The organism is Sporosarcina sp. BP05, assembly GCF_014282005.1.
Taxonomy (GTDB): domain Bacteria; phylum Bacillota; class Bacilli; order Bacillales_A; family Planococcaceae; genus Sporosarcina.
Genome location: NZ_JACFTD010000003.1, coordinates 60,000 through 86,144, shown reverse-complemented (window position 1 = coordinate 86,144; position 26,145 = coordinate 60,000). Strand labels below are relative to the sequence as shown.

Genomic DNA, 26,145 nt, shown 5'->3' with positions numbered 1-26,145 from the left:
AATTGAATATATTGATTTTACCAACACAAATATGTTACTAAATTAAGATCCTATTTGCGTAATGAAAAAAATCCGTCTGCATGATTGAACATGCAGACGGACATAAGGTTCACTCATTTTATAATAAAATGAGTGTGACTATTGCCTTCTTTCGCTTTTTTCACTTCGAGGATGGCTGGAAGAGCAGCTTTCAGTTCTTCAACGTGAGAGATAACACCAATCATTCGACCTGATTTCTGCAGATCAATAAGTGTATCAATCGCTTTGTTCAACGATTCCTCATCGAGTGACCCGAATCCTTCATCAATAAACATCGTGTCGATCGAAACCGAACCTTGGAAACTTTGAATGACATCCGCCATACCAAGCGCAAGACAGAGAGAGGCATTGAACTTTTCACCACCTGACAATGTCTTCACGTCGCGTGTTTGACCTGTATAAGCATCATATACATCCAGACCCAGTCCACTTTGTTTCCCTCGTACTTCCTGTCGGTCGCTGCGGATTAAGACAAATTGCCCGTTCGACATTTCCTTCAGACGTTCATTCGCAGATTGGATAATGCGTTCCAAGTACTCGATTTGAATAAAGCGTTCGAATGACAATTTCAATCCGTTCTGTCCTCTTACAATATCGTAAAGGTCTGTAATTTTCCCATATATCCGTTCAAGTTCCATCACTTTTCCGGATGACTGCACAAGTTTTTCTTTCAAACCGAATGCAGTTTTTTCATATTCTGAAGATGCATTGTAATCAGTAAGAGCGGCTTCATAGTCATTTTTCATTTCGGCCAATTTCGTAGCCAAATTGCTTAGATCCAACACTTCTTTCCCTTCAAGAAGTACCCGTAATTCCCCTACTGCATCGCGTAAACTATGAAGCTGTTGTTTGAATGCTGCCACTTTTTCTCTTAACAAAGTGCGGTCCACTTCTTGCATTTTCGCCTCGCGATAAGCCTCTTCTGTAGCGAACGCGGATTCTTCCAATGCGTGTGTGAATCTGCTTTCCGCACGGCTCCTCTTCCCTTCAACTTCCCCCAATGTTTCCAAAGCATGAATTCCTGCAGATTTCGCCTCCGTCAGCTTCTTGCTAGTTTCTTCCCGCACTTTTTGTACTGTTTCCCAAGCATAATCTAATTCCTCTTTTTTCTTTTCCACTTCAGCAATGCGCTCCTGAAGTTTAGCAAGTACCCTAACATCTTCCGGTATTGTTTGTAATGTCATGTTAAAAACGGCTAATTGAGTATCATACAACGATTGCTGTTGATTCAACGCACGCTCCACTTCAATTTTTCGCGCCATGAATTGCGCTGTAATCAATTCTTGTTTTTTCAAATTCTCTTTCAGATCAACAAGTAATTTCCGATCCTCACGAAGCTTCGTTACTTCCCTTTCCAACTTTTGTTTATCCACATGCAGATTGTTTTTTCCTATTTCTATAGCAAAACGCTTCATTTCCTTATCTTTTTCATTCAACTGTTCTACTACATTTTGATAGGTAATAACGGCGGTTCGGAATTGACTTTCGACTTCTTTCAGCCTTCTTCTTTCCGCTTCAAGCTGTTCCCTCGAAACGGTTACCTCTATTGTTTTATCCGTTTTTGCGGGATGATGTTCGCTCCCACATACAGGGCAGGATTCCCCATCCTTAAGAGACTCAGCCAACATAGCTGCTTGATTATTCAGCCAAGTCTTTTCGACTGCATCGTATTCCGTTTTACATTTTTCGTAATGCATTTCATTGTCGTACTTTCCTTTACCCAATACATTTAAACGACTTTGAATACTGATGAATTCATCAAGTATCTTACACTTTTCATTCGTCTCATTTAATTGATCGATACGTTCATCGTACGGAGCAATTCCCACTTCAAACGTCTCAATTTTCAATTTCAGCTTTTCTAATTTACTGGTTTCTTCATCTGTCTTTCCGGCGATTTTTCCAAGTTCTTGTTCCAAAACATTGATTTCTCTCTTCATCAAATCAAGAGCGGCTTCCTTCGACGCCAAACTCGATACTGCCGGTAAAAAATCCTTTAGGCGAATCAAGCTTTCTGTCATTTTTTCACGTTCTTCTTTTCTTGCCTCTTCAACACTAAAACACTGTCCAGCAAGTTCCATGTTTTCTGTAGCTACCAGGATGGCTTTCTCTGCTTTCTTAAAGTTATCGGCTTTTGCGTCAGTCTCTTCTTTCAACGCGAGAAACTGCATTTCGATTTCACCAATTGAAGCAGCTCGTTCCGCATCAGTTATCTGTTGTTCTTTTCGTTCCATTTCCGACTGTTGTTTGGATAAACCTGTTAACAAGATTTCTTTTTGTTGCAGCTCAACAAAACGTTCATTCATACTTTTCGCAGCGTGGTAAGTTTCTTGCATTTTTGCATGCTTCACGTAGACGTCGTCATAACTCTTTTTAACAACAACCGTCTTTTCTTGATAAAACACTAGCTCCTCTTCCAACCCTTGAACAACTTGGTTCACATTGTAATGTTCATTCGCAAGGACAGTAAAGACCGATGACTCGCGCTCCGGCAGTAAGGATGCTATTTGTCCAATATGCCCCTCGCTCTGTTGCATTTCTTTCGTCAGGGTCGCTTGTGCATTTTCTTTCCTCCCTTTCAGCTGTTCCACAATTTCACGGTACTTGTCTGTTTTAAATATTTTACGCATGATTGTTTCTTTATTTTCTGTATCGGACGTGAGAAACTTCCGGAACTCTCCTTGTGGTAACATGACAATCTGACTGAATTGCGCCTGTGTAAATCCAATCAGGTCTTCCGCCTTTTTATTAATTTCAGACACGATTTGCCTATCTACAAGCGGAACTTCCCCGTCCGGCGTTAATTCATAAAACTCGCAACGTGCAGACGTTTCAGATTTGTTCCCTTGTTTGACATATGGAATTTGTCGCATGATTCGATACGTCCGATTATGTATGTCAAACATCAATTCAACCGTTGTTTGGACTGCATCGTCAGCAAAATCACTTCGCATCGCCCGAATATCCGTTCGATCTTCTCCGCTCGCCTGGCCATATAATGCAAAGCAGATGCCGTCGAAAATCGTTGTCTTTCCTGCTCCCGTTGCGCCAGATATGACGAACAGACGATTGTCTTTTAGTTCTCTAAAATCGACTATTTCCGTTCCTTTATATGGCCCAAATGCCGTCATCGTCAATTGAATTGGTCTCACAGTCCCGCCCCCTCCTTGTGCATAACTTCATGGAGCACTTCCGCAAAGAGGGTTTCCGTTTCTTCGTCCGCCACTTCGCCTTTCATCTGTTCATAAAACGCTTTGAAGAGTGCAAAATCATCATGCTTCCCATGTTCCATACGTTGTTCATCCGCCACATTTGCGTTCGACATGAACACTTTACGCTCAACATGCATCGCGTTCGGATAGATTGACCGGACTTGTTCCATCGGGAATAAAACCGGTGTCTCATCTAGCAATTTCACAAAAATATAATCTTCACTTACTGGATGCAATAAAATATCTTCCATCGTCCCTACAACTGTCCGCATATCATGCTTCGCCTTCAACTCCCGTTTTTCAACGGATACTTGTCCTCTAGCATCGAGTTCGATGATCAGAAACCCTTTATTGTGATTTTCTTCTGAAATCGAATATTTCATTGGCGAACCCGCAAATCGCACTGTTTCATTTAACACATAATGTGCCTGATGTAAGTGACCAAGAGCGGTATAATGGAATCCTTCGAAAAGATGTGCAGACACATATTCCGCTCCACCAATTGCAAGCGGTCGTTCGGAATCACTCGTGTTCGCCTCACTTTCTCCATGAGGCGTCACAAAAGCATGTCCAACAAACACATGTCGAACCCCCTCAACCATCTGCTCACGAATGGTTGACGTCACTTTCTTCATAGCATCATTGTGGTTCATAATTGTTTCGTCATCATGCAAGTGTTTCACTACAGATGGGTCCGCAAAAGGTACGAGGTAAAAATGAACTTCGCCGAAATCATCAGTCAGAACAACTGGCTCGATATCTCTCGTCATTTGACCCGTGATATGATAACCATTTGCCCGCATTAATCCACTACCGAAATGAAGGCGTCCCGGGCTATCATGATTACCTCCAATCGCAAGGACAGGTATCCCTAGTTCCATGGTGATTTTTTCAAGCACTTCATCTAGCAGCGTGACAGCTTCCGTCGGCGGCACGGCTCGGTCATATAAGTCGCCTGCGATAACGACCGCATCGGGCTTCTCTTCTCTTATCGCTTCAATGAATTGATCTAGTACATAACGCTGTCCGTCTGTCATATAAATCCCCTGAACAAGCTTGCCAAGGTGCCAGTCCGCTGTATGGAAAAATCTCAATTTCATTTCCCCTTTCAATACTCTTTCCCTCTATTTTACAGGATAATTACCAAAAAAGGAAACATACATTCCTTTTCAACTATTTCCAACATTAAGGTTGACCTTCTATTTTTAGTATGCTTATAATGTGAGTGAATCCAATTTCATATGATCCACCGCTAGGGGTGCTCTAACAGAGCTGAGAGAGGCATGTGCCTTGACCCTTATAACTTGAACTGGTTAATACCAGCGTAAGGAAGAGGTGCTGACACAATAATTCTGCCGGTCTATTTTCCGGGATACGTTTGACTGTCTACAACCCACTTCTTCTTCAAGGAGTGGGTTTTTGGGGTTTCAATAAATAAAGGGAGTGTTGAAATTATGAAATTCACTGACCGCATGCTCGAAAAGACATTACCAGTCTGGAAACAGAATCATAGCCATCCGTTCGTACAAGGGATTGGCGATGGGACGCTTGATCCGGATAAATTCCGATTTTATATGGTACAGGATTACTTGTACTTGATTGATTATGCAAAACTGTTTGCAATTGGTGCTGTCAAAGCCGATGACTTGGAAACAATGGGCAAGTTCGCAACGCTTCTCGATGGAACACTAAACAAGGAAATGGCATTGCATCGTAGCTATGCACTACGGTTTGGCATTTCTAAACAGGAACTAGAAGACGCAAAACCTTCTCCGATTGTTCTTGCCTATACGCACTACATGTTGCATGTCTGTCAAAATGGAACCGTTGCCGAGGTTATGGCTGCACTGCTTCCTTGTGCATGGAGTTACTGGGAAATTGGCAAGGAACTGAATGCCATTCCAGGAGCCGCAAATCACCCGTTATACGGAGACTGGATTCGTATGTATTCTTCTGATGAATTCGAGGAACTTGCTGGCTGGTGTATCGACTTAATGAACAAATCAGCAGAGGGTAAACCGGAGCATGAACTGTTAAAGCTCGAAGATATCTTCCTCAATACAACTCGCTATGAATACATGTTTTGGGATATGGCGAATACAAAACAAATGTGGCCTGGGGTTGAAATGGCAAATGCTAGCGTTTAACGATGTTTCATTCACGTACCAATCAGGCAACAGCATACTTGATCATCTGTCATTCAACATTCTTCCCGGCGAGTTTATCTCTATAATTGGCGTGAGCGGTTCCGGTAAAAGCACGATTTTCCGTCTTGTAACCGGACTAGATGAACCTTCAGAGGGTACCATTTTTCTTGAAGGGAATCCAAACAGTCAGCGCCTCGGAAAGGTTGGCTATATGCCACAACAAGATTTGCTACTGCCTTGGCGAACCATTTTAGAAAATACATGTCTTCCGCTTGAAGTAGCCGGATTAGATAAAAAGGCTGCCAGGGAGCAAGTGCAACCATTATTAGAGGAGTTTGGTCTTGGTGGAACAGAGGATAACTATCCCAGCGAACTTTCCGGTGGAATGAAGCAGCGCGTCGCTTTCTTGCGCGCTGTCCTTTCTGGGAATTCCCTACTGTTGTTAGATGAACCGTTTTCGGCACTCGACGCTATCACTCGACTGTCGATGCAAGAGTGGCTCATCAATCAATGGGTAAAGCGCAAATCAACTGTACTTTTCATCACACATGACGTAGAAGAAGCATTGTTTCTGTCAGACCGTATTTTTCTGTTGCAAAACAAGCCCGTCACTTCATTCGTGGAAATCGAAGTGCCTCTTGAAAGACCTCGGACAAGAGTGGATCTTCATAGACCTGAAATACTCAAACTGAAAGAACAGCTGCTCAGTAAGCTGCAAAGTGAGGTAACACTGTGAAAAATGCGGCATCCATAATAATTATTGCTGTATTCCTAAGTATCTGGGAGTTGGGCGCACGCCTTTACGGTAAAGCGTTCATTCTACCTTCCCCTATTCAGATATTCCTTCGTTTTTGGGAATTGAAGGAAGTATTGTTGTTGCAACATCTGCCTGTTACTTTGATGACGATTGTTATCGGTTTAGTCATTTCTATTATTTCAGGAACAGCCCTTGCCGTACTGATGTCTTCCCGTCCAGGCGTCCGCAAAGCACTCTATCCTATTCTCATTGCATCTCAGATGATTCCTATTATTGCGCTTGCCCCTATTTTCGTACTGTGGTTTGGCTACACAATTTGGAGCAAAGTTGCCGTTACCGTACTAATCACATTTTTCCCAATAACAGTGAATACATTCGATGGTTTATCGTCGGGAAAAAAAGACATGCAAGAGCTCTTTTTGACGATGGGTGCTTCAAAAAAGGATATTTTCTATAAGTATTCCGTACCAACTGCTCTCCCCCATTTCTTTTCTGGCATGAAAGTCGCTGTGACACTAAGCGTGATTGGTGCGGCAATCGGAGAATGGCTCGGAGCGCAGGCAGGCCTTGGTTATTTCAGCAGACGTATGATGACGCAATTCGATGGTGCAGCTGTTTTCGCACCCATTTTTGTACTTAGTGCCGTCGGAATTGTTCTATTTATCTGTGTGACCATCATTGAAAATCAAACATTAAAATGGAGGGATAAGAATTGAAGAAAATCACATTATCACTAACAAGTATCGCGCTAATCCTATTGCTCAGCGCATGCAATAATAAGGAAGAAACTGAGAACGTAAGTATCATGCTAGATTGGTATCCGAATGCGGTACATAGCTTCCTTTATGTCGCGGAGGAAAAAGGCTATTTCAAAGATGAGGGTATTGAACTGGATATCAAGTTCCCTGCAAGTCCGACTGACCCCATTAATCTTGCGGCAGCTGGGAAAGTTACAATGGGTATCACCTATCAGCCTGACGTTATTATTGCAAAGTCTGAGCAGAATGTTGACATCAAATCCGTCGGTGCACTTGTCCAGTCACCTTTGAATCATGTTGCTTTTTTAAAAAGCAGTGGCATTACGATACCAAAAGATTTGGAGGGGAAAACGGTTGGTTATACAGGCAATCCATTAAACGAAGCCATACTTAAGACGATGATGAAAGCGAATGGTGGAGATTACAGTAAAGTGAATATGGTAGACGTTGGATTTGAATTGAATTCATCCCTTATTTCTAACAAAACAGATGCTGTCATTGGCGCTTATATTAACCACGAAGTACCGCTTCTTGAATACGAAGGCTACCCTACTGGCTATATTGATCCAACTGAATATGGTGTCCCTTCTTTTTATGAGCTTGTTGTTGTCACGAGTGATGAAACGTGGGAAAAGGAACGGAAGAATATTGAGGCCTTCTGGCGTGCAGTAGGGAAGGCATTTGTCGATATAGAAAGTTCTCCTGACGAAGCAATTTCTATCTTACTAAAAAACCAAAATGAAGCCAACTTCCCTCTTATTGAGGATGTTGAAAAAGAATCGCTATCTATTCTTCTTCCAAAAATGAAAGCACAGAACAAGTTTGGTGATCAGGATGTGAATAACTGGGAAGCGACCGCGAACTGGATGTTGAATGAAGGTTTGTTAACGGAAGAACCTGATTTGAATGGTATTTTTGTTAATATGGACTAACAAAAGTCATCCTTGTTACTACCTTGGTACATCAGGTTCGTTCAGAAAGAGCAACCGCTAAGGAATTCTTAATGCCATTTAGGACCCCTTAGGGCCAAAGGTAAACCTTCCGCTTATTATACAATCTAAAACGGTCAGCCTCCTTTCTAATAGGAAGCTGACCGTTGGTTTGTTCATTATTTACTTAATCCTTCATAGATCATATCTGCATTCCACTTTAACATCTTCAGATAAGTATCACCGTCTGCTCCCGGTTTCCCTAGGGAATCAGTGAAAATTTTTCCTGCAATTGGTACTTTTGTTTCTCTTGATACCATTTCCATACTTCTTGGATCAACACTTGTTTCGAGGAATAGGGCAGGAACTTTTTCATCTAAAACTGTAGAAACAATACTTTTTATTTGATCTGGCGTTCCTTCATTATGCGAATTGATTTCCCAAATATATGCCGCTTTGAAATCATATGCCGAGGAGAAGTATTTAAATGCGCCTTCACTTGTTACTAAAATTCTTTTTTCCTTTGGTATACTATCCATCTTTTCCTTAATTTCCGTATGCACTGCTTCTATTTCCTTAATATACTTTTCTGCATTTGCATCATAGGTTTCTGAATGGGTAGGATCAACTTTTTTTAACGCATCACGAACATTTTCGGTATAGATAATTCCATTTCTAGCATCTAGCCATGCATGTGGATCTTCTTCCCCCCTGTGGTCTTCCGAATTCAGTAGCATAGGTTTAACACCTTCACTTGCCTGATATACATGGGCATCATCCCCAGACTTCCCAGCAGTTTCAATCATTTTATTAAACCAAGAGTTTCCTTCTTCTAGATTAAGCCCATTATAAAATACAACATCTGCATCAGTTGTTAATACAACATCTTGAGGCAATGGATCATATTGATGTGGATCAGATCCAATTGGCGCTAAACTATGAATATCTACTAAATCTCCACCAACGTTTTTCACAATATCGTAGACAATTGAATACGTTGTCACTACTTTTACCTTATCTTTACTTTGTTCCGATGGCGCTTCATTTGTAGCTGTGCCTTTATTACATGCACCCAATAAAAACGCCATGATGAAAACGGATAAGAGTATGCTTAATTTCTTCATTTATTATTCCCCCACTATTTTCTTTATTTATGATACACGAATCTTTTGTTTTCTAACTTTCATTGACCGCCATAAAACCCCTTGTTTCGGTGAAAAAATAAACGTCAAAATAAATAGAGCTGTCGCTACAAGAACAATTGTAGCTCCTGAAGCCAGATTAAAAGTGAAACTCAAATACAAGCCAACGATTGCCGAAATCGCCCCAAATAACATCGCTAAAAATATCATAATGGATAAGCGATTTGTTAATAAGTAGGCAGTCGATGCGGGTGTAATTAACATCGCTACAACTAAAATGATACCTACTGTTTGCAAAGATGCAACGGTCACTAATGTGAGCAATGTCATTAGGAAATAATGAATCATTTTATTAGGCAAACCATATGCTTCAGCCATTATTGGATCAAATGAACTGACGAGTAGCTCTTTATAAAAGAGGTACACACTTCCTAAAACAACCAATCCGATGATCAACGTCATCCACATATCCGATGGTCTTACAGCCAATACATTCCCAAACAGGATATGATACAAGTCTGAACTACTCTTCAGAAATGTTATGAGAATAATACCTACAGCAAATGCGGCAGTAAACATGATCCCTATAGATGAATCATTTTTAACACGGCTGTTTTGAGTAATATACCCAATGCCTACAGCTGTCAAAATACCTGTTACAACTGCACCTATAAAGAAATTAATACCCAACATAAAGGATAGAGCTACACCTGGCAACACTGCATGTGATATAGCATCTCCCATTAACGCCATTCCTCTTAAAATGATGAAACAGCCAATTACCCCGCTTATTATGCCAACCATTACTGAAGTAATTAGTGCTTTCTGGAGAAATTCATACTGGATGATTGCTTCTATAAAATTCATCATGTCGGCATCACCATGTCTTCCAAAAAGGATAATTGTCCGCCATAGGCTTTTGCTATAGTCTTAGGAATAAATACATCCCGTACGGGCCCATAGGCAATTAATTCTTTATTTAGCAATAAAACCTCATCAAAATACTTTTCCGCCTTGCTTAAGTCATGGTGAACAACGATAATCGTCTTGCCTTCACCTCTCAGCTCTTTCAATATTTTGATAATCATCTCTTCACTCGTAGCATCGATACCAACAAATGGTTCATCCAATAAAAACAAATCAACTTTTTGCGCAAGGGCACGTGCCAAAAAAACACGTTGCTGTTGTCCCCCCGATAACTCACCAATTTGGCGATCTTTAAATGACAACATATCCACTTTCGCCAAACATTCCAACGCCCATTCCTTTTCTTTTCGGCCAGGTCTTTTCAATATACCCAGCGAAGGATAAGTTCCAATAAGAACTGTATCTTTTACGGTGATAGGAAAATCCCAATCAATTGTTGCACGTTGTGGTACATAAGCCGTCTTTCTTCTATTTTCTTTGATTTGTTTATTAAAAATTGAAATCTCGCCTTTATCCGTTTGAACTAATCCAAGCATCGCTTTCATCAACGTTGATTTTCCCGCGCCATTCGGCCCTATAATACCTACAAGTTTCCCTTTGGTAATTTCAAAGTCAATATTATTCAATACATTTTGTCCGTCATAAGAAACGTATAAATGGCGGATTTGTATGCTATTCTCCATTCAATCACTTCCTAGTTTTAGTTTGTATAACCGTAGTGTATGCGCATATGTTTCCTTAGTGCAACTTTATAGTCAAAAAAATAAAATTCTTACACACGTTTCTTTCCCTTGGGAAACTTTAATAACAAAAAAATATCATTCCTCTAAACTTCTTTTGTTGCACGAGGGAAACTTAATATACTCTGATTATAAAAGAAAGTTCTGAAAAAGTAAAGAGAAATAGAGCAATCCTTAAAAATTAAGAACTGCCCTTTCTAATTTACCCCTTATAGATCAGCCAATGCAATGATTTCACCGGATACGGCATCGACCGCCATCTCCGAATCAGGCAAGCCACATAAGACATACTTTTCCGTCGTTTGATCATATACGTAAACAGGATCCATAGTTATATAGGAAATCATTTTCTCGTATGCTTCTTCATGTGATACAGTAGCTTGTTCTGCTAGTGTAAATGAATCAAAAACTTCAAGCATCCCTTCATTATCCATCATATTTACAAATTTCATCGAATCCCGGTCTATTAGAATGACAATCTTACGACTAAATAATTCCACATTCTCATTTTTTAAAAAACAAAATCCTTCTATATAGTTTTCCAACACCTTAAGCTTGTCTAACTTCCATATGCCACTTTCTGCCGGATACTCCGTTCGCATAGTATCCAGTATGATTTGTTTACACTGCTCAATTTGATCATCTGTAAGCACAAGAGGATCGGAAAATTTTTCCGATTCAAATGCTTCCTTAAAGGTTGACGGGGTCACATGAAGGTATTTCCGTTCAAGATGTCCTTTTAACGACACGTTCCATTCTAAAACAGTTCCCAACTTTATTTCAGAACGCTCTTCCTCTAAAAATGGGATAAGTCTATTCCCATCATTCATGACAAACACTTCATTCATCGCATAAGCTGGTACAAACTTTTTTTGCGATTCGGATGGGAAATTGACAAGCTGAAGATGCTCTTTTACGATGGGTTCAATTTCTTCCAACGTCAAAGTGAATGCTGATTTTGCAACTAGCTCCATCTTCGGCGGACTTCCATATGTAGTGTAAAAAGTTAGTTTTCCCTCTTTATCGAACTTCACTTCAATTTGAAAGCTAGGTGAAATTTGGACGCCATCTACATTCGTCTCATAAACATACTCATCTTCTGCTGCTCTTTTCAGAGTGAAATCTACTCCATATACTAGATCTGTTTGTTGTTCAACCCAAGATACCACCTCTTCAGGGGTTTTCTCTTTAAATAATGTAATCGTTGAATCTGACTCGCCATGGACAAAAATGACTCTCTCAAATTTCCCACTTTGAATATTATATTCAATAATTGCTGTGCCTTCAGGATTCTCATCCTCTTCTATCAATCCCTTTAAATTTTTAGGGAACCATTCCATCGTCAATTGATAATACACACTTTGCATAGTATCCCTTTGCTTATAAAATGAGTGTCTTCCTAACAAATAATTTTCAAGACCGAACTCCTCTTGCGTGCGATTTACAATTGCCTGCAATCTACTATCCATAACTTCACCCTATTCCAATGTAGTCAAAATAAAAAGCTGATTGCATTAAGCAGTCAGCTCTTTATTTCATTCAAAAAATACTTTATCAAGGTTATATTTCGCACGTTGTGTATTAATAATATACGTTTCATAAATTTCGCGTTCCATTGGGTCTTCGACAACGATAATCGCAATTTCATGCACTTCGTTACGATGATTTTTGATTGGAGAGACCGTGTCTTCAAAATGCTTCTTGACACGTTGGCGCAGTTTACGTGCTTTCCCAGCAAACAGCAATTCATCTTTGTTGTTATAAAACAAAATGATACCGCCTTTATCACGCGGAATCTCATGCAAATCAATAAAGCCGTAAATCGGTTTTATCGGTGCAACATCGGCACCCATTTCTTGTTTGCGTTGTACAATCGTTACATCCGGATTTGGTATAGTAATTGTGATCAATTAAACGTCACGTCCTCTTCTGTTATGAACTTAAATTCTACCATAAAACGACCCAAAAAGCGAAGAATGGTGTCATTTTATTCCGTTAGCCATCAGTGCTGAAGAAAGCGGACTCATTCAAAAAGGACTTGGTGTGGCGGGCATTTCACATGTCCTGATAATTTCGTTATCCAACCTTATTGACTTTCCATTCATAATCATGTAAATTATACAATAATAAAGATGCACGTTGAAGAGTAAACTAGAGTGAGTAAATTCCGTCCTTTTCAATCGATTAATGATTGATTTGGATGGAATTTTTTTATTTCTTATTATCATAGACTATATAAATGAGGAGTGGATTTATAATGACAACAGGTTTATTAGTTTTTCAATCAGATTTCGGAAAAAGTGATGGCGCAGTGAGTGCAATGCATGGCGTAGCAAACTCAGTTCAACGTGGAATCCCGATTTTTGAAATCACGCATCTAATTCCCCAATACAATATTTGGGAAGCTTCCTACCGTTTATTACAGTCCATCAATTATTGGCCAAGTGAAACGGTATTTGTATCGATTGTCGACCCAGGTGTAGGATCGAATCGGCGTGCGATTGTCGCGAAGACTGCGAATGATCACTATATTATTACCCCAGATAACGGGACCTTAACACATGTATTGCAATTCATCAAAATAACGGAGATCCGGGAAATCGATGAATCGAAAAACAGACTCCCTAACTCAGGTGAATCGCACACCTTCCATGGACGGGATATATTCGCATACACAGGTGCACGGCTGGCTGCTGGTATTATCCAATTTGAAGATATCGGTGCATCAGTTGATCCATCGACAGTAATTGCACTCCCCTTGAAATTGTCCACCATTGTGGATGAAACAATTACAGGTATAGTCGATATTATCGACCGCCCCTTCGGCAATCTGTGGACGAATATTAGCCGGAGTCAATTTAAGAAAATCGTAGAACAGCATGGCGATTCGATAGAAGTTTCAATAACGACAGATGGCCGTACTATTTACAACAACATAATGACTTTTGGCCGATCATTTGCAGACTTGCATATCGGCGAGCCACTCGTTTATGTGAACTCACTCGATAACATCGGTATTGCCATCAATCAGGGATCGTTTGCAGATGCCTATCGTGTAGGCACGGGAACAAACTGGGAAATCGTTATTCGCAAGGCACCTAGAATTGTCTATGAATAACAACAGCACAGCAATCAAAAAGAGCTAACGTGGAATTCTTCATTCCCTCGTTAGCTCTTTCCACTATACCAATCGCTTGTCAACTTCTTCAGCATCGAATTTAACACCAAGCAGTGTATTCATTTTTGTTTTTGCTTTGTTTTTTATATCGTCATCAATATGAGAAATCACTTTAAATACGGCCCCCGCTATGACGCCGGCATCATCCACCAGTCCAACTACTGGAATGAAGTCTGGAATGAGATCGAGTGGAAATATCAGATAGCTAAGTGCACCGACAATAATCATTTTTGTCGATTTGGGAACCTTTGGGCTTTTTGCAACATAAAAAAGGAGCAAGCTATAATAGACTGTTGTCTTCCCCGCCCGTTTCCCATATTTCATCATTTTGCCCCAAAACTTTTCGTCTGAATAATGGTTTTCTGTTCCCTGCATTCTGGACTCAGGGTCAAAGTTTTTTAATTTGTCTTCAAATTCATTCTCTTTTTTCGTCATATTAAAACCTCCCCATTTAGTGCTCGTGCCATTAATTCTACACGGAACGACGCTATGTGTCATTCGATAGCTCTAGAGCCCTGCCGGTAGGTTTTTTATACATCGTTGATACATCAACATTTATATAGGAGATTGGATTTATGAATAACAATATAAACAGCGAAGGCGCTTTTCAAGGGGTAGCCGCTGTGGATTCAATGAAGTTCTTTATTTCAATCTATATGCGGCTATAATTTTCGTATCAGAAAGGTATTATTTCACGTCTGTCGATTAACCGGTAGTTACCATTAACTAACTTAATCACCTACTGGACGCTATGTGTATAGTTGATTTTGGATTACTTTGGATTGAATGACTACGATTACGATTACCGAGATGTCTGGATGTGTAGGGATTCGACTTAGTCGTATCCCTACACATCTTTTCGGTAATCCTATGGTTGTCATTCATCCGTCGCTCTCCAAAGACATACATACACAGAGTGCTGAATTTTTTCGGGACGAAAGAATAACTGACTTCTTACCTGGAGAAAAGCCGCCAAAGATACAATTTTGGCGGCTGATGCTTTCCTTATGATTTTTTCTTTTTTATTTTAAAGAAGTGTCACTTTCTATAGGGCATCAGATGATTAGATATATACTTTTTGCTAAAAGTAAGCAAGGAACACATTGTACAACGTGCAAGAGTGCCCGAAATTGTATCTTCGGGCACTTACACTCCCTATAGGGTGGCATCTACTCTTTTCTTCAAAAACAACTTCATTTTTCACTTGAATAGTGTAGGATCGCGACAGGCAACAATTCGCAATAGTATTACTGAAAAAAGTGTGGCTAGAAGTGACGGAGTCACTTCTAGCCACACTAGGACCCCTTAGTAAATCTGTTATGAATAGTTAGCCGTAAGCGGGCCGAAAATAGTCAAGTGAAAATAAAGGTCATCAAGCCCATCTCACCAGTACTTTATGTAAATGAATGGTTAATCAACTGACGTGGTATTATTTTATTCTTACTACCCATTATTTCGACTTTTCAAGCTCAATTGCACATATGATGTACTACTCTATTGAGAAGGAAAGGACGTCCCCAGTGGATTTACCAGTGTCGATCACGACAAAAAGACTGCCCCATGCCTCGAAAGATGTTAAAGTGTATTACCCTGTCGTTACCCAATTACCAAATCCGAATGTGCAAAGTACGATTAATCATGCCATCATAACAGCCTTGAACAAAATTCTAGTCGAGCAAAGTTTTTACGATAAAGACCTTGTGGAATTATTCGCCAATTATGAGTTAAAAAACAATCAACGCGGCATCCTTAGTTTAAATCTAATCGTCTATTCATTTACAGGCGGTGCAAACGGGTTAACTATCAGTAAATCGCTGACCTTTGATACGAAAACTGGAAAACAATATGAACTGAAGGATTTATTCAAAACTGGAAGCAATTACGAGAAGATGTTGTCGGATATAATTAGAAAACGAATCAAAGACTGGAATATCCAGTTGTCGGACCCACCATTCAAAGGAATCCGCAGTGATCAGGATTTCTATATTGCAGATACATCTCTGGTTATCTACTTCCAACAAATCGAAATTACGCCACACTATTGGGGCTTTCCTTATTTCCCTATTCCAATCCTAGATCTAGCGGATATTATAAAACCTGACGGTCCACTTGATCGGATGATGGCATTCACTTGATTATTCTTCAATAAACCTGAAAGTTAAGCCTACTGTTGAAACTTCGATTCTGTTTCAGCAATAGGATTTTCAATTTTTCATTATAATTAATACCAACATAAATACCAGTTAACCTAACGATGAATTGGCTTTAAAAAACTTGACTTTAAAAGTAAAAAAAGAATGGTTATTCTTCGCCGATAGGCCGTAATTGAAAGTAATTCCACATTACTCCCGATGAATAAAACCTTAATTACAGTGATATACAAATGATTATCTGCCTTATATTCAAAACTCACTAAATATTCCCCAGGAAATATAGAACTTCACACTAAAACTAGACCTAGCCACTAAATCGTTTAAAGTGTTGACTTTTTAATCACATAAATGTAAATCGAGCACGTAAAAAATTATCCTTTATTAATTAAACCGCATTTACATCACCTTATTACTAATGTGAATATTGATCATATGAAGCAATCTTTAAAAAATGATATACTGATTGTAACTACATAATGAGGTGAGCATCCATGACGAACAAAAAGTATGAAGAACTAATCCCAAACCGTATCTTTATTGGCGGTGTAGATGCAATTGATGATCTTCTTACCAATGAAAACATCGATGTGATTTATGATTTACGGGCAGAAGTGACAGGTGCACTCTCAAGTGATAAAAGTGTACATCAGCCTATAGTGGATGATGCCCAGCAACAAGATGAGTCCATCCAAGCTGCGGTTAAAAAAGTAGTCGATGCATATAAAGAGGGAAAGAATGTCTACTTTCACTGCAATACCGGCCGAGGTAGAGCAGGAACCATTGCTATTGCAACATTAATGGAACTAGGACTAGCTGATTCCATTGATGAAGCGGAGCAACAAGCGAAATTAATACAACCCGCTATTAATGTAAAACTTCAATTTAAAGATGCACTGAAACGAATTTATGAAATTTAATTAAGCGCTAATCCAAACAGAACTTACAAAAAATTGTATGGATACCCCAACAAATATTATAGAACCCCCAAAAAACAGGCAAACCCCTCTAATTGGGATTGCCTGTTTTTTCACATTGAGATATTCTGTGGACCTTTCCATTTCATCGAGACAAAAATCGTAATAACAAGAACGATTAATCCAAGAATGAACGGATAAATAATATTCACGTCAAACAGAATGCCTGCAAGAAGTGGACCAAGGACGTTGCCAATGCTCATATATGCATTATTCATACCCATCGCAAATCCTTGCTCGTTCCCCGCTAACTTCGAAATGAGTGTCGTCAGTACTGGTCTCAGTATAGAGGTCGATAGGAAAATAATCATTGTAACACCGAAAAACATGATATAACTTGGTACAAAGATGGACAGTAAAAATCCAAGTGCTGCAAGCACAAGGAAAATGTTTAATACGACCACTTCACCAAATTTGCGAACAATCCACTCAACAGCAAAAAGTTGAATGATTACACTGATGATACCTGTTGACGTCACTAATATAGCAATATCTTTCGGAGTGGCTTCGAACACATTATCTACAAAAAGTCCAAGAACTGATTCATACGCCATTAACCCAAAGCTCATGACAAGTGTTATAACTAAAGGGATAAAGTATGGTTTGTTAAATGACTGTGCAATTTCTTTTACCATTGGCTCAGGCTTTTCATTAGATACTTCGACTTTCGTATCCATGCTTTCCTCCAACATGAATGCTGAGAAAGCAACAGCTGCAAGTCCTACCAATGCTGAAATGAGCAAAGGCATTTTCAAACCGAAATCAGCTAAGAATCCCCCGATTCCTGGTCCAATAACAATCCCAAGTGACATCGAAGCGGAAATGAAGCTATTACCTTTGGCACGCTGATCCATTGTCGTAATATCTGCCACATAGGCAAAAATTGCAGGGATTAATAGTGCTGCCCCAACGCCGCCAATTACGCGTGAAAGATATAAAACTCCAATTGAATCTGAAAAGTAAAAAACAAACATTGATAGAGCCAAACCGCTAAGCCCTGAAATAATCATTATTCTACGTCCATAGCGATCTGTCCATTTCCCTGCTATTGGCGACATAATAAGCTGTGCTCCCGCAAATATGGCAATCATCAAGCCTGCTGCCATCCCACCTTGACCAATTGACAAAAGATAGGCCGGTAAAATAGGGATTATAATTCCAAAACTTCCTACCGCAATAAACATATTTATCATTAATACTAGCATTTTCTTCCTTTGGTTTTTTGACAACTTTTACAACCCACTTTCAAATATAAACCGACTTCATATTATAATATGGAATGAATGTAAAAGCCAATTGGAAAAACCATTTATTTTCACAGTACACTTATTCAAACAACTGAATCTTCAAATCCATACCGTAACAATGGACAAGCATTGAATGCAACTGCCCCCTATGATGGTACAGATGGGCCACTATTTCTAAAAGCCATTCAAATCGCGAATACGTTGTTCCCCAATAAGAAGTCACTTCCTCATGCAACTCTTCCTTACTAAACTTCATAAACCTCTCTTCCATAAAAGCGTAATTACTCAACAACGCCTCTTTAATTTCTATTTTTGAAGTCAATGAAACCGTTGAATAATATGTAATCATTTCCTCATGATTCTTACCATCAGAAATATAATAATCCGCTCTACAAATTGTCGCTATATGTCCTAATAACTCTCCAATCGAATGCTTATTGGCTGTAGGTCTTTGTTGTAAGTCATGTTCTTCCAAGCCATCCACTAGCTCAACGATGGAATCAACCGCAATCCTTATCTGATGCAATGTGTTATTACAATAACTATTCATTTCTCCTCCTTAAGAAGCGGTTTCTGCTGTTATTTTTTGATCGCGCGGAAGCGCCAATCCTACAAGTCCAATAATAGGGAGGAATGAAACAATGATCATCGTCGGGTAAATCCCGATACTATCCATCATTATTCCGATGACAACCGAACCGATTGCTCCCATACCAAATGCCAGGCCAACAGTCAGCCCTGCCATCGTCCCAATTTTGCTTGGTACTAGTTCTTGTGCATAAACAACCGTCACCGAAAAGCTTAGCATAATGAAAAAACCAATTAACATCAGTAACACTGCTACAATCCATAATGAAGCGTATGGGAGCAATAGGCATAACGGTATCGGCACCGTAAGCGAAAGTACAATGACATTTTTCCGTCCAATTTTGTCTGCCATCGGTCCGCCGAAAAATGTGCCCACTGCCCCAAGTGCAAGAAACAGGAATATATAGAGTAGTCCTTCTTTATCTGATATGTTATATTTCTCCACCAAGTGAAAGATGAAAAAGCTTGTAATATTCGTAACGTAAAATGAACGGGCGAAGATGATGACAAGAAGTAAACCTAGTGCTATCCCTATTTTCCTTTTCGTCAAATTACCAATAGAAGATAGTAGCACTTTTTTACGATTGTTTAATTTCTCCTGTTCCAACTGTTTTTTATACCAGGCAGATATTTTCATCAAAATGAAAATACCAAGTGCCGCGACAAGCAAGAATAACGCTGCCGATTTTTGGCCATAAGGAACTAATATGTACGCCCCAATCAACGGAGCAAGTGCCTGACCAGAGTTTCCACCTACTTGATAGATGGACTGGGAAAGCCCCCGCTTCGATCCAGCAGCCATAAATGAAACTCGAGATCCTTCTGGATGAAAAACAGCGGAACCAAATCCAAGCAACATGACAGATACAATTAGTAGCCAATAGCTCGGTGCAAAAGCGAGTCCGCCTATGCCAACAAGCGAAAACACCATTCCAAAAGGAAGTGCATAAGGTTTTGGCTTTCGATCGCTTAAATACCCGATAACCGGTTGCAACACAGATGCAACCATATTCAAAGCGAAGAAAATGAACCCAAGTTGAGTAAAGCTGAATCCCCTATCCCTTACAAGAACCGGAAACATTGCAGGAATGACAGATTGAAGCGTATCATTCAACAAATGGACGCCGCCAATTGCAAACATGATTGGATAAACGGGGTTTCCTAATGCGGATGAATTTTTTTCTTCGGCCATTTGATTTCCGCTCCCTTTTTTTGACGTTGATAACTTAATAGGCTAAGTATATCAAAGACTATGAATAACCGGATGTTTAATAAAGCAAAAAATAATGATTTAATCTACCTATGTCAATATACTTAATTTGGAATCGTGCTTCTATATTTTTTAGACAGGCTTTTTAATGGACCCATTGTCCCTAATTTATTGGAACTGACAAATACAAACTAAAGAAATGAGGAAGTGGGATGGAAATGAAAAGCAATTCAATATGTGACTTAGAAACTGGTATATGCGGAACCGGTGGGGACACTGAAATGAAATTTATCAATCTCTCTACACCTCAAAAGTAGGTTAACTTATATAGTAAAGAAAAAGACGATGATGCATTCGTGGGTGAACAATTCTCTAATGTTGATTCCGAAACAAATGAAGTTCTTGACAATAAATAGATTACGATTATTGGTTAAGGCTAAATGATGGCAAGTGGGACATTCAAGTCTCGTCGTGCCACCGTTTTTCATTTCACGCAACACAACGTTTCTAATAACTCTGATTAATGTATACTAGAGTTTATCATACAGATGCGGGGGGATTTTACGTGAAGATATTAATCGTCGGGGCGGGGGCAATCGGAGGTTATTTCGGGGGAAGATTAATAGAAAAAGGGGAGAACGTTACTTTTCTTGTCCGGGCAAAGCGTAAAGAAGCGCTTGAAAAATCTGGCTTAACTATTGAAAGTGTTAACGGTAATATGAAGTTCATTCCCCAACTGATTACGATAAACGACATTGGGGAGAAATTTGATGTAGTCATCATTTCAACGAAGTCCTATCATCTTACACAAGCAATTGATGATGTCCGTCTATTTGTTAAAGAGGACACGATTATTCTGCCACTTTTGAATTGTATCGGCCATCTTGACCAATTAGTCGATGCTTTTGGTGAACATGCAGTTATAGGGGGCCTTTGCTTTATCGAGACAACACTTGACGAACACGGGACCATCCTTCAAAAAAGCCCACTCCACCAACTTGTTTACGGCGAAAGATCCGGTGAAATCACACCCCGGATTGAAAAATTAAAATCGGTTTTTAATGGAGCAAACGCTTCATTTGACCTAAGTAAACAAATCACTCAAGAAATGTGGCACAAATATTTGTTCATTACAGTAATGTCTGGTGTCACTTCACTTATGGGATCCTCTATTGGACCTATCATGGAACTTGAATCCGGGCGTAATACGATTGCCTCACTTTTGGAAGAACTCGGGACAGTAATGAAAAAGATGGGTGCACCTATACAAGATACAATTACGAGAGACCTATTCACTAAAATAAGTACTATGCCGTATGACATGAAATCATCGATGCAACGAGACATGGAAAAATCCCTTCCATTAGAAGCTGATCATCTGCAAGGTTTATTATTGCAACATGCAAAAACGCATGGCATTCCCACCCCGACACTGGAAACAATTTATACCAAACTAAAGATTTACGAAAAAAAAGACTGACAGAAACAAGACCGAGTGAGATACACTTGGTCTTGTTTCCCTGTTAGCTTTTTTAGTCTCAATGATTCAATTTGTTAATCTGTATGCCCCCACTCTCCTTATTGAGATTCTCCGTGACATTTCGGAGTTTCGATGTAATGCTTTTAAACTTCATAATTATTCTTCAAGTCATTTCTTACTATCAATACGGGCGCTATCGCTACACTTTTACATTAATAACTTTTCCAGATACCGATACAATCAAACTCGTTGTGAGCCCGACAATGAACACCGTCGTAAACGACAAAACCAAATTAACGGAAGGGATCAATAAGCTTCCCATTGAAACAATCAGTACATCGATACAAAAAATCACAAAACCTGTATTAATGCCTAGTTTTCTAGCGATCATTTGTGCAAGTAAATCGGTTCCCCCAATACTAATGTCTTTACGAAGCATGATGCCGACTCCTATACCAATAAATATTCCGCCACATATTGCGCTCATTAGAGGACCAGTCACCAATTCCCTTCCAATCACATTCAGTGGATATAACAAATCTATGATTAGGGATGAAAACAACATGCCGTGGATTCCGTTATAAAAGAATGAACGGTAATACTTCCAAGCCAACATAAAAATCGGAATGCCTACGATAAGAAATGTTAGCCCTACTTTGACGCCCATCGAGTAATGGATAATTAGACTAATACCAATCGCACCACCATCCAACAACTCGAATGGAACAAGAAATGCATTCACACCAATTGCAATTAATATACTTCCCATAAATATCGTCAATGCCTTTTGCAATATGTACACAAGACCCCACCTATTTCAATTACTTTATTGATGTATATGTTTGTCTCCGGCATTTCTACACTCATTCACAACATTCATTTTCAAAATAAACTAAAACAGGAATTAATTCCTTCGATATTGAGCAGAGTGAGGATGAGATACCCTATTCAAGATGAATTTCATTAAAGAGGAGGTTTTTATTTGCCTGAAAGTTCAACCACTAACAACTCGAATGATGAACAAGAAGACACATTGACGAATAGACAGGGACATCCTGTTACAAACAACCAGAACCTAAGGACAGTCGGCAATCGAGGTCCTGCTGTTTTAGAAAACTATGATTTTCTAGAAAAAATCAGCCACTTCGACAGAGAACGAATTCCTGAACGTGTTGTCCATGCGCGTGGTGCCGGCGCGCACGGCTTTTTCGAAGCTTACGGAACAACTGGTGACGAACCTGTGTCCAAGTATACACGCGCAAAACTATTTCAGGTGAAAGGCAAACAGACGCCTGTATTCGTCCGCTTTTCATCCGTTATTCATGGTGGTCACTCACCTGAAACACTCCGTGACCCCCGTGGATTTGCTGTGAAATTTTATACAGAGGACGGCAACTGGGATCTCGTCGGAAATAACTTGAAAATTTTCTTTATCCGTGATGCGATTAAGTTCCCTGATATGATTCACGCCTTTAAACCAGACCCGATTACGAATATTCAAGATGGTGAACGCTTTTTCGATTTTTGTGCCAGCTCACCTGAATCATTCCATATGGTGACATTCGTCTATTCGCCCTGGGGGATTCCCGCTAACTACCGCATGATGCAAGGCTCCGGTGTCAATACGTATAAATGGGTGAACCAAGAAGGCGTTGCAGTACTTGTCAAGTATCATTGGGAGCCCAAACAAGGTATTAAAAACTTGACCCAACAAGAAGCAAGTGAAATCCAGGGAACAAGTTTCAATCATGCGACACAAGATTTACATGATGCGATCAAAGATGGTGATTATCCCGAATGGGAGTTACTTGTCCAAATTATGAGTGATGAAGAGCATCCAGATCTCGATTTCGACCCGCTTGATGATACAAAATTATGGCCGGAAGATCAGTTCCCTTGGCTACCTGTCGGAAAGATGACCTTGAACAAAAACCCTGAAGATTACTTTACTGAAGTAGAACAAGTTGCATTCGGTACAGGTGTGCTTGTTGATGGTCTTGATTTTTCTGATGATAAAATGCTTCAAGGGCGCACTTTCTCTTACTCTGATACGCAGCGTCATCGCGTTGGTGCCAACTATTTACAGCTACCCATTAATTCTCCAAAAAAACGGGTCGCAACAAATCAGAGTGGCGGACAAATGCAGTATAAACTTGACCGAGCTCCGGGTCAGAACCCTCATATTAATTACGAGCCATCGATTTTGGGCGGATTAAAAGAAGCGGAACAAGATGGAATAGAATACACCCCCTATATTGAAGGTAAACTTGTGCGGGAGTCGATTGACCGACAAAGCAATACAAAGCAAGCTGGAGACACGTATCGCAATTTTAAAGAATGGGAACGAGCAGATTTGATTTCAAATTTGGTTTCAGACCTTTCAAGTTGTGACCAGCGCATTCAAGATAAAATGATGGAACTTGCTGAAGAAGCCGATCAAGAATACGGACGTCGTTTACGTGATGGCTTGACGCAAGCATCAACAAAAGTGTCGAGTCAGAAGCCCCTCGGAAATAGAGATGGCGATCAAGCCCCTGATGAAGCAGTGAGAAAAAGCCATGACGCCGATCCATATTAATAAAACAGCTCACTCAATGGAATAAAACCATTGGGGTGAGCTGTTTTTTTTCGGACTATTTTTTTCACTCCGATATTTATAGAGTAATGTCTTCTTTGCTTATTTTAGCAAAGATAATACAAGTAACATTGAGGTACCATATTGAAAGTGACACTTCCTTAAATTTTAAAATGAAGAAATGCAATAGAGAATGATTTATGAGCTAAAATTGCAACTTTGGCTACTTTCTTAAAGTGGAAAAGTGTCTATTCATTCGTTCCCAGAGGCTTTAGCACTTAGTGGACCTGGATCTTCGGAGAGCTACGGATGAACGAACGGCCACAATCCGTTTAGCGAAAAAATTGCTCGGCATGCAGAACCACTTGCCAGGCAGTTCGTTCATAAACAATGACACCTTATTTGTCGCGCCAAGTGTTAAGTTACCTGCAATCCTTGATAATTCGGAAAAAATCAAAGAGAAGTTCCAGACGTATAAAAGACAACAATCTATCAACAACGCCTTACAAATCATGCAACAGTCCGATCAAATCTTAAATTCCTACAGAAATAGTAAATAATGAAAAGAGGGTTTTCTTCTATTGAAGAAAACCCTCTTTTTCATTATTCCTCCTCAAAAAAAACAATACGATTGCTGAATGGATCGCCAACTGTCAGTTCCCTTGTTTGCCATGGAGTTGTTTCAATACCAGGACGTGCGTATTTATATTCTTTCGAATGAAGCATTGCATGAAGGCCTTCGATATTTTCAATCGCAATCCGGATTGCAGCTCCTGGGCTACAATCCCCATGATGTTCTGAAAGATGAATTTTACAATTTCCGTTTGACACCTGCATATACAATGGCATGTTCTCCTCAAATCGATGTTCCCAATCTACAACAAATCCTAAATAGTCAACGTAAAATTCTTTCGCTTTCTTCTCATCAAATATTCGAAAAATCGGCGTGATATCCTTACACTTCATACATTACGCTCCTCTCTAATCCATAAAGTTATTTATCTGCAATATGCTACCGCTAAACATGATTCAGTATATATACCACGCCATAGCCAGATTATTCAATACTATACCAATAATAAATTACAAATTCAATCTAATCATGTGTCAATAACTTCAATTCCCATCAGCAAACATTACCGCGCAAAGCAAGTCCCCTATCCTCGTTCAGATGATAGGGGACTTGCTTTTATTAAAAATCAAAGTTATCCGGATCTGGACCAACTCGATGATTTTGATTCAAACTATCGATGCGTTTCATGTCATCTGCCGTTAATTCAAAATCAAAAACGGTTGCATTTTCAGCAATACGATGTTCTTTCGTTGATTTTGGAATTGTGATGACGCCATTTTGTAAATCCCAGCGTAAAATAACTTGGGCGATGGATTTACCATGCTTATCTGCAATTTCTTGAAGATCTGTGTTATCTAGCAATCCTCCTTGCATGAGGGGGGACCATGCTTCCAATTGAATATCCTGTTGTTGGCAAAATGTTTGCAGTTCTTTTTGCGTTAAACGCGGATGGAATTCCACTTGGTTCACCATTGGTTTAATTTCCGCATCCTCCATCAAGTCTTCAAGATGATGAATTTGGAAATTACTTACGCCAATTGCTTTAACACGTCCTTCTTTATAAAGCGTTTCTAGCGCTCTCCATGCTTCTTTATATTTACCTGCTACCGGCCAGTGAATAAGGTATAGATCTAAATAATCTAAACCTAGTTTCGTTAAGCTCTCTTCATAAGCTGCAATTGTTGATTCGTAGCCCAACTCTGAATTCCAAACTTTTGATGTGATAAATAGATTTTCTCGCGCAATACCTGTTTCTTCAACCGCCTCACGAACACCTAGTCCTACGCCAACCTCATTGCCGTAAATCGCGGCTGTATCGACACTACGATAACCATGTGCAATCGCAGTCTTCACTGCATTTACTAATTCTTGACCTTCTTCAACTTTAAATACACCGAGACCCAGCCAAGGCATTTTCGTACCATTATGCAACGTTGTTGACGATTGTAAGTTTTTCATTATTTAATGTCCCCCTATTTTTTAATTAAAGTTGTGCTACGGATTACACAGTTCCAA

The 26,145-nt window shown here is 39.6% G+C and carries 24 protein-coding genes and 1 riboswitch; of the genes, 10 read left to right on the top strand and 14 right to left on the bottom strand.

Translation table 11 applies throughout. From position 1 onward, the window contains the following. Positions 1 to 113: 113 nt before the first annotated feature. Together H2672_RS05150 and H2672_RS05145 are read right to left on the bottom strand one after the other, a co-directional pair. Positions 114 to 3,191 (bottom strand): AAA family ATPase, encoded by a 3,078-nt coding sequence (locus H2672_RS05150; RefSeq protein ID WP_186669872.1) that lies wholly within the window; start codon positions 3,189 to 3,191, stop codon positions 114 to 116. Beyond that, a complete protein-coding gene (locus H2672_RS05145; RefSeq protein WP_186669870.1) occupies positions 3,188 to 4,345 on the bottom strand; it encodes an exonuclease SbcCD subunit D in 1,158 nt (385 codons plus the stop codon). Before H2672_RS05145 ends, H2672_RS05150 begins: the two co-directional genes overlap by 4 nt. A gap of 150 nt (positions 4,346 to 4,495) precedes the next feature. Further along, a riboswitch (TPP riboswitch) is annotated at positions 4,496 to 4,599 on the top strand. Positions 4,600 to 4,705: 106 nt separating this feature from the next. On the opposite strand from H2672_RS05145, the gene tenA reads away from it, so the two are divergent. From tenA to H2672_RS05125, 4 genes are read left to right on the top strand one after another with little or no spacing between them, the layout of a single operon-like run. Then, positions 4,706 to 5,398, top strand: coding sequence for a thiaminase II (gene tenA, locus H2672_RS05140; protein ID WP_186669868.1), 693 nt, complete (start codon positions 4,706 to 4,708; stop codon positions 5,396 to 5,398). Next, entirely contained in the window at positions 5,373 to 6,134 is a 762-nt protein-coding gene (locus H2672_RS05135; RefSeq protein ID WP_255485351.1) for an ABC transporter ATP-binding protein, read from the top strand. Before tenA ends, H2672_RS05135 begins: the two co-directional genes overlap by 26 nt. Further along, a complete protein-coding gene (locus tag H2672_RS05130; RefSeq protein ID WP_186669857.1) occupies positions 6,131 to 6,871 on the top strand; it encodes an ABC transporter permease in 741 nt (246 codons plus the stop codon). Before H2672_RS05135 ends, H2672_RS05130 begins: the two co-directional genes overlap by 4 nt. Further along, the gene (locus H2672_RS05125; RefSeq protein WP_255485347.1) at positions 6,868 to 7,845 is read left to right on the top strand and encodes an ABC transporter substrate-binding protein; all 978 of its coding nucleotides are present in this window, start codon (positions 6,868 to 6,870) and stop codon (positions 7,843 to 7,845) included. The genes H2672_RS05130 and H2672_RS05125 overlap by 4 nt, the downstream gene beginning before the upstream one ends. A gap of 176 nt (positions 7,846 to 8,021) precedes the next feature. On the opposite strand, the gene H2672_RS05120 is transcribed toward H2672_RS05125, so the two are convergent. From H2672_RS05120 to H2672_RS05100, 5 genes are all read right to left on the bottom strand, one after another. Continuing rightward, positions 8,022 to 8,966: a metal ABC transporter substrate-binding protein gene (locus tag H2672_RS05120; RefSeq protein ID WP_186669855.1), complete on the bottom strand. Its 945-nt coding sequence runs from the start codon at positions 8,964 to 8,966 to the stop codon at positions 8,022 to 8,024. Between the two features lie 27 nt (positions 8,967 to 8,993). Beyond that, positions 8,994 to 9,854 carry a metal ABC transporter permease gene (locus tag H2672_RS05115; RefSeq protein WP_186669853.1) on the bottom strand — a complete coding sequence of 287 codons (861 nt, stop codon included), beginning with the start codon at positions 9,852 to 9,854 and terminating at the stop codon, positions 8,994 to 8,996. Beyond that, positions 9,851 to 10,594, bottom strand: a complete 744-nt coding sequence (locus tag H2672_RS05110; RefSeq protein WP_186669851.1) for a metal ABC transporter ATP-binding protein — start codon at positions 10,592 to 10,594, stop codon at positions 9,851 to 9,853. Before H2672_RS05110 ends, H2672_RS05115 begins: the two co-directional genes overlap by 4 nt. A gap of 266 nt (positions 10,595 to 10,860) precedes the next feature. Then, positions 10,861 to 12,120, bottom strand: coding sequence for a hypothetical protein (locus H2672_RS05105; RefSeq protein WP_186669849.1), 1,260 nt, complete (start codon positions 12,118 to 12,120; stop codon positions 10,861 to 10,863). A 66-nt stretch (positions 12,121 to 12,186) separates the two neighbouring features. Further along, positions 12,187 to 12,561 carry a nucleotide excision repair endonuclease gene (locus H2672_RS05100; RefSeq protein ID WP_067207386.1) on the bottom strand — a complete coding sequence of 125 codons (375 nt, stop codon included), beginning with the start codon at positions 12,559 to 12,561 and terminating at the stop codon, positions 12,187 to 12,189. Between the two features lie 347 nt (positions 12,562 to 12,908). On the opposite strand from H2672_RS05100, the gene H2672_RS05095 reads away from it, so the two are divergent. Beyond that, positions 12,909 to 13,769 carry an SAM hydrolase/SAM-dependent halogenase family protein gene (locus tag H2672_RS05095; protein ID WP_186669847.1) on the top strand — a complete coding sequence of 287 codons (861 nt, stop codon included), beginning with the start codon at positions 12,909 to 12,911 and terminating at the stop codon, positions 13,767 to 13,769. Positions 13,770 to 13,832: 63 nt separating this feature from the next. Here H2672_RS05095 and H2672_RS05090 read toward each other — a convergent pair whose 3' ends face one another. Then, positions 13,833 to 14,264: a YkvA family protein gene (locus tag H2672_RS05090; protein WP_186669845.1), complete on the bottom strand. Its 432-nt coding sequence runs from the start codon at positions 14,262 to 14,264 to the stop codon at positions 13,833 to 13,835. A 1,085-nt stretch (positions 14,265 to 15,349) separates the two neighbouring features. Between H2672_RS05090 and H2672_RS05085 the strand changes: the two genes are divergently transcribed. Further along, positions 15,350 to 15,964, top strand: coding sequence for a DUF3298 and DUF4163 domain-containing protein (locus H2672_RS05085; RefSeq protein ID WP_370569604.1), 615 nt, complete (start codon positions 15,350 to 15,352; stop codon positions 15,962 to 15,964). Positions 15,965 to 16,473: 509 nt separating this feature from the next. Further along, positions 16,474 to 16,899, top strand: a complete 426-nt coding sequence (locus H2672_RS05080) for a protein-tyrosine phosphatase family protein (RefSeq protein ID WP_186669843.1) — start codon at positions 16,474 to 16,476, stop codon at positions 16,897 to 16,899. A 110-nt stretch (positions 16,900 to 17,009) separates the two neighbouring features. Here H2672_RS05080 and H2672_RS05075 read toward each other — a convergent pair whose 3' ends face one another. The 3 genes from H2672_RS05075 to H2672_RS05065 form a co-directional block, all read right to left on the bottom strand. Then, on the bottom strand, positions 17,010 to 18,185 hold the full coding sequence (locus H2672_RS05075; protein ID WP_186669835.1) for an MFS transporter: 1,176 nt from the start codon (positions 18,183 to 18,185) through the stop codon (positions 17,010 to 17,012). A 97-nt stretch (positions 18,186 to 18,282) separates the two neighbouring features. After that, the gene (locus tag H2672_RS05070; protein WP_186669833.1) at positions 18,283 to 18,753 is read right to left on the bottom strand and encodes a DinB family protein; all 471 of its coding nucleotides are present in this window, start codon (positions 18,751 to 18,753) and stop codon (positions 18,283 to 18,285) included. A gap of 9 nt (positions 18,754 to 18,762) precedes the next feature. Further along, on the bottom strand, positions 18,763 to 19,983 hold the full coding sequence (locus tag H2672_RS05065; RefSeq protein WP_186669831.1) for an MFS transporter: 1,221 nt from the start codon (positions 19,981 to 19,983) through the stop codon (positions 18,763 to 18,765). Between the two features lie 583 nt (positions 19,984 to 20,566). Between H2672_RS05065 and H2672_RS05060 the strand changes: the two genes are divergently transcribed. Next, positions 20,567 to 21,481 carry a ketopantoate reductase family protein gene (locus tag H2672_RS05060; RefSeq protein WP_186669829.1) on the top strand — a complete coding sequence of 305 codons (915 nt, stop codon included), beginning with the start codon at positions 20,567 to 20,569 and terminating at the stop codon, positions 21,479 to 21,481. A 199-nt stretch (positions 21,482 to 21,680) separates the two neighbouring features. Here the strand turns inward: H2672_RS05060 and H2672_RS05055 are convergent, their stop codons facing one another. Beyond that, on the bottom strand, positions 21,681 to 22,283 hold the full coding sequence (locus H2672_RS05055) for a YitT family protein (RefSeq protein WP_186669821.1): 603 nt from the start codon (positions 22,281 to 22,283) through the stop codon (positions 21,681 to 21,683). A gap of 180 nt (positions 22,284 to 22,463) precedes the next feature. Here H2672_RS05055 and H2672_RS05050 point away from each other — a divergent pair, with 180 nt between their 5' ends. Both H2672_RS05050 and H2672_RS05045 read left to right on the top strand, forming a co-directional pair. After that, on the top strand, positions 22,464 to 24,059 hold the full coding sequence (locus H2672_RS05050) for a catalase (RefSeq protein ID WP_186669819.1): 1,596 nt from the start codon (positions 22,464 to 22,466) through the stop codon (positions 24,057 to 24,059). A 278-nt stretch (positions 24,060 to 24,337) separates the two neighbouring features. After that, positions 24,338 to 24,616 carry a hypothetical protein gene (locus H2672_RS05045; RefSeq protein WP_186669817.1) on the top strand — a complete coding sequence of 93 codons (279 nt, stop codon included), beginning with the start codon at positions 24,338 to 24,340 and terminating at the stop codon, positions 24,614 to 24,616. 43 nt (positions 24,617 to 24,659) lie between these two features. Here the strand turns inward: H2672_RS05045 and H2672_RS05040 are convergent, their stop codons facing one another. Further along, a complete protein-coding gene (locus tag H2672_RS05040; RefSeq protein WP_186669815.1) occupies positions 24,660 to 25,022 on the bottom strand; it encodes a glyoxalase superfamily protein in 363 nt (120 codons plus the stop codon). 226 nt (positions 25,023 to 25,248) lie between these two features. Next, the gene (locus tag H2672_RS05035; RefSeq protein WP_222439309.1) at positions 25,249 to 26,088 is read right to left on the bottom strand and encodes an aldo/keto reductase; all 840 of its coding nucleotides are present in this window, start codon (positions 26,086 to 26,088) and stop codon (positions 25,249 to 25,251) included. Between the last annotated feature and the right edge of the window lie 57 nt (positions 26,089 to 26,145).

Bases quoted from the DNA above. Each gene is read 5' to 3' on its own strand.
- H2672_RS05115 (WP_186669853.1), bottom strand. From the start codon at position 9,854: ATGATGAATTTTATAGAAGCAATCATCCAGTATGAATTTCTCCAGAAA.
- H2672_RS05070 (WP_186669833.1), bottom strand. From the start codon at position 18,753: ATGAATAGTTATTGTAATAACACATTGCATCAGATAAGGATTGCGGTT.
- H2672_RS05110 (WP_186669851.1), bottom strand. From the start codon at position 10,594: ATGGAGAATAGCATACAAATCCGCCATTTATACGTTTCTTATGACGGA.
- H2672_RS05065 (WP_186669831.1), bottom strand. From the start codon at position 19,983: ATGGCCGAAGAAAAAAATTCATCCGCATTAGGAAACCCCGTTTATCCA.
- tenA (WP_186669868.1), top strand. From the start codon at position 4,706: ATGAAATTCACTGACCGCATGCTCGAAAAGACATTACCAGTCTGGAAA.
- H2672_RS05105 (WP_186669849.1), bottom strand. From the start codon at position 12,120: ATGGATAGTAGATTGCAGGCAATTGTAAATCGCACGCAAGAGGAGTTC.
- H2672_RS05035 (WP_222439309.1), bottom strand. From the start codon at position 26,088: ATGAAAAACTTACAATCGTCAACAACGTTGCATAATGGTACGAAAATG.
- H2672_RS05095 (WP_186669847.1), top strand. From the start codon at position 12,909: ATGACAACAGGTTTATTAGTTTTTCAATCAGATTTCGGAAAAAGTGAT.
- H2672_RS05080 (WP_186669843.1), top strand. From the start codon at position 16,474: ATGACGAACAAAAAGTATGAAGAACTAATCCCAAACCGTATCTTTATT.
- H2672_RS05120 (WP_186669855.1), bottom strand. From the start codon at position 8,966: ATGAAGAAATTAAGCATACTCTTATCCGTTTTCATCATGGCGTTTTTA.
- H2672_RS05090 (WP_186669845.1), bottom strand. From the start codon at position 14,264: ATGACGAAAAAAGAGAATGAATTTGAAGACAAATTAAAAAACTTTGAC.
- H2672_RS05040 (WP_186669815.1), bottom strand. From the start codon at position 25,022: ATGAAGTGTAAGGATATCACGCCGATTTTTCGAATATTTGATGAGAAG.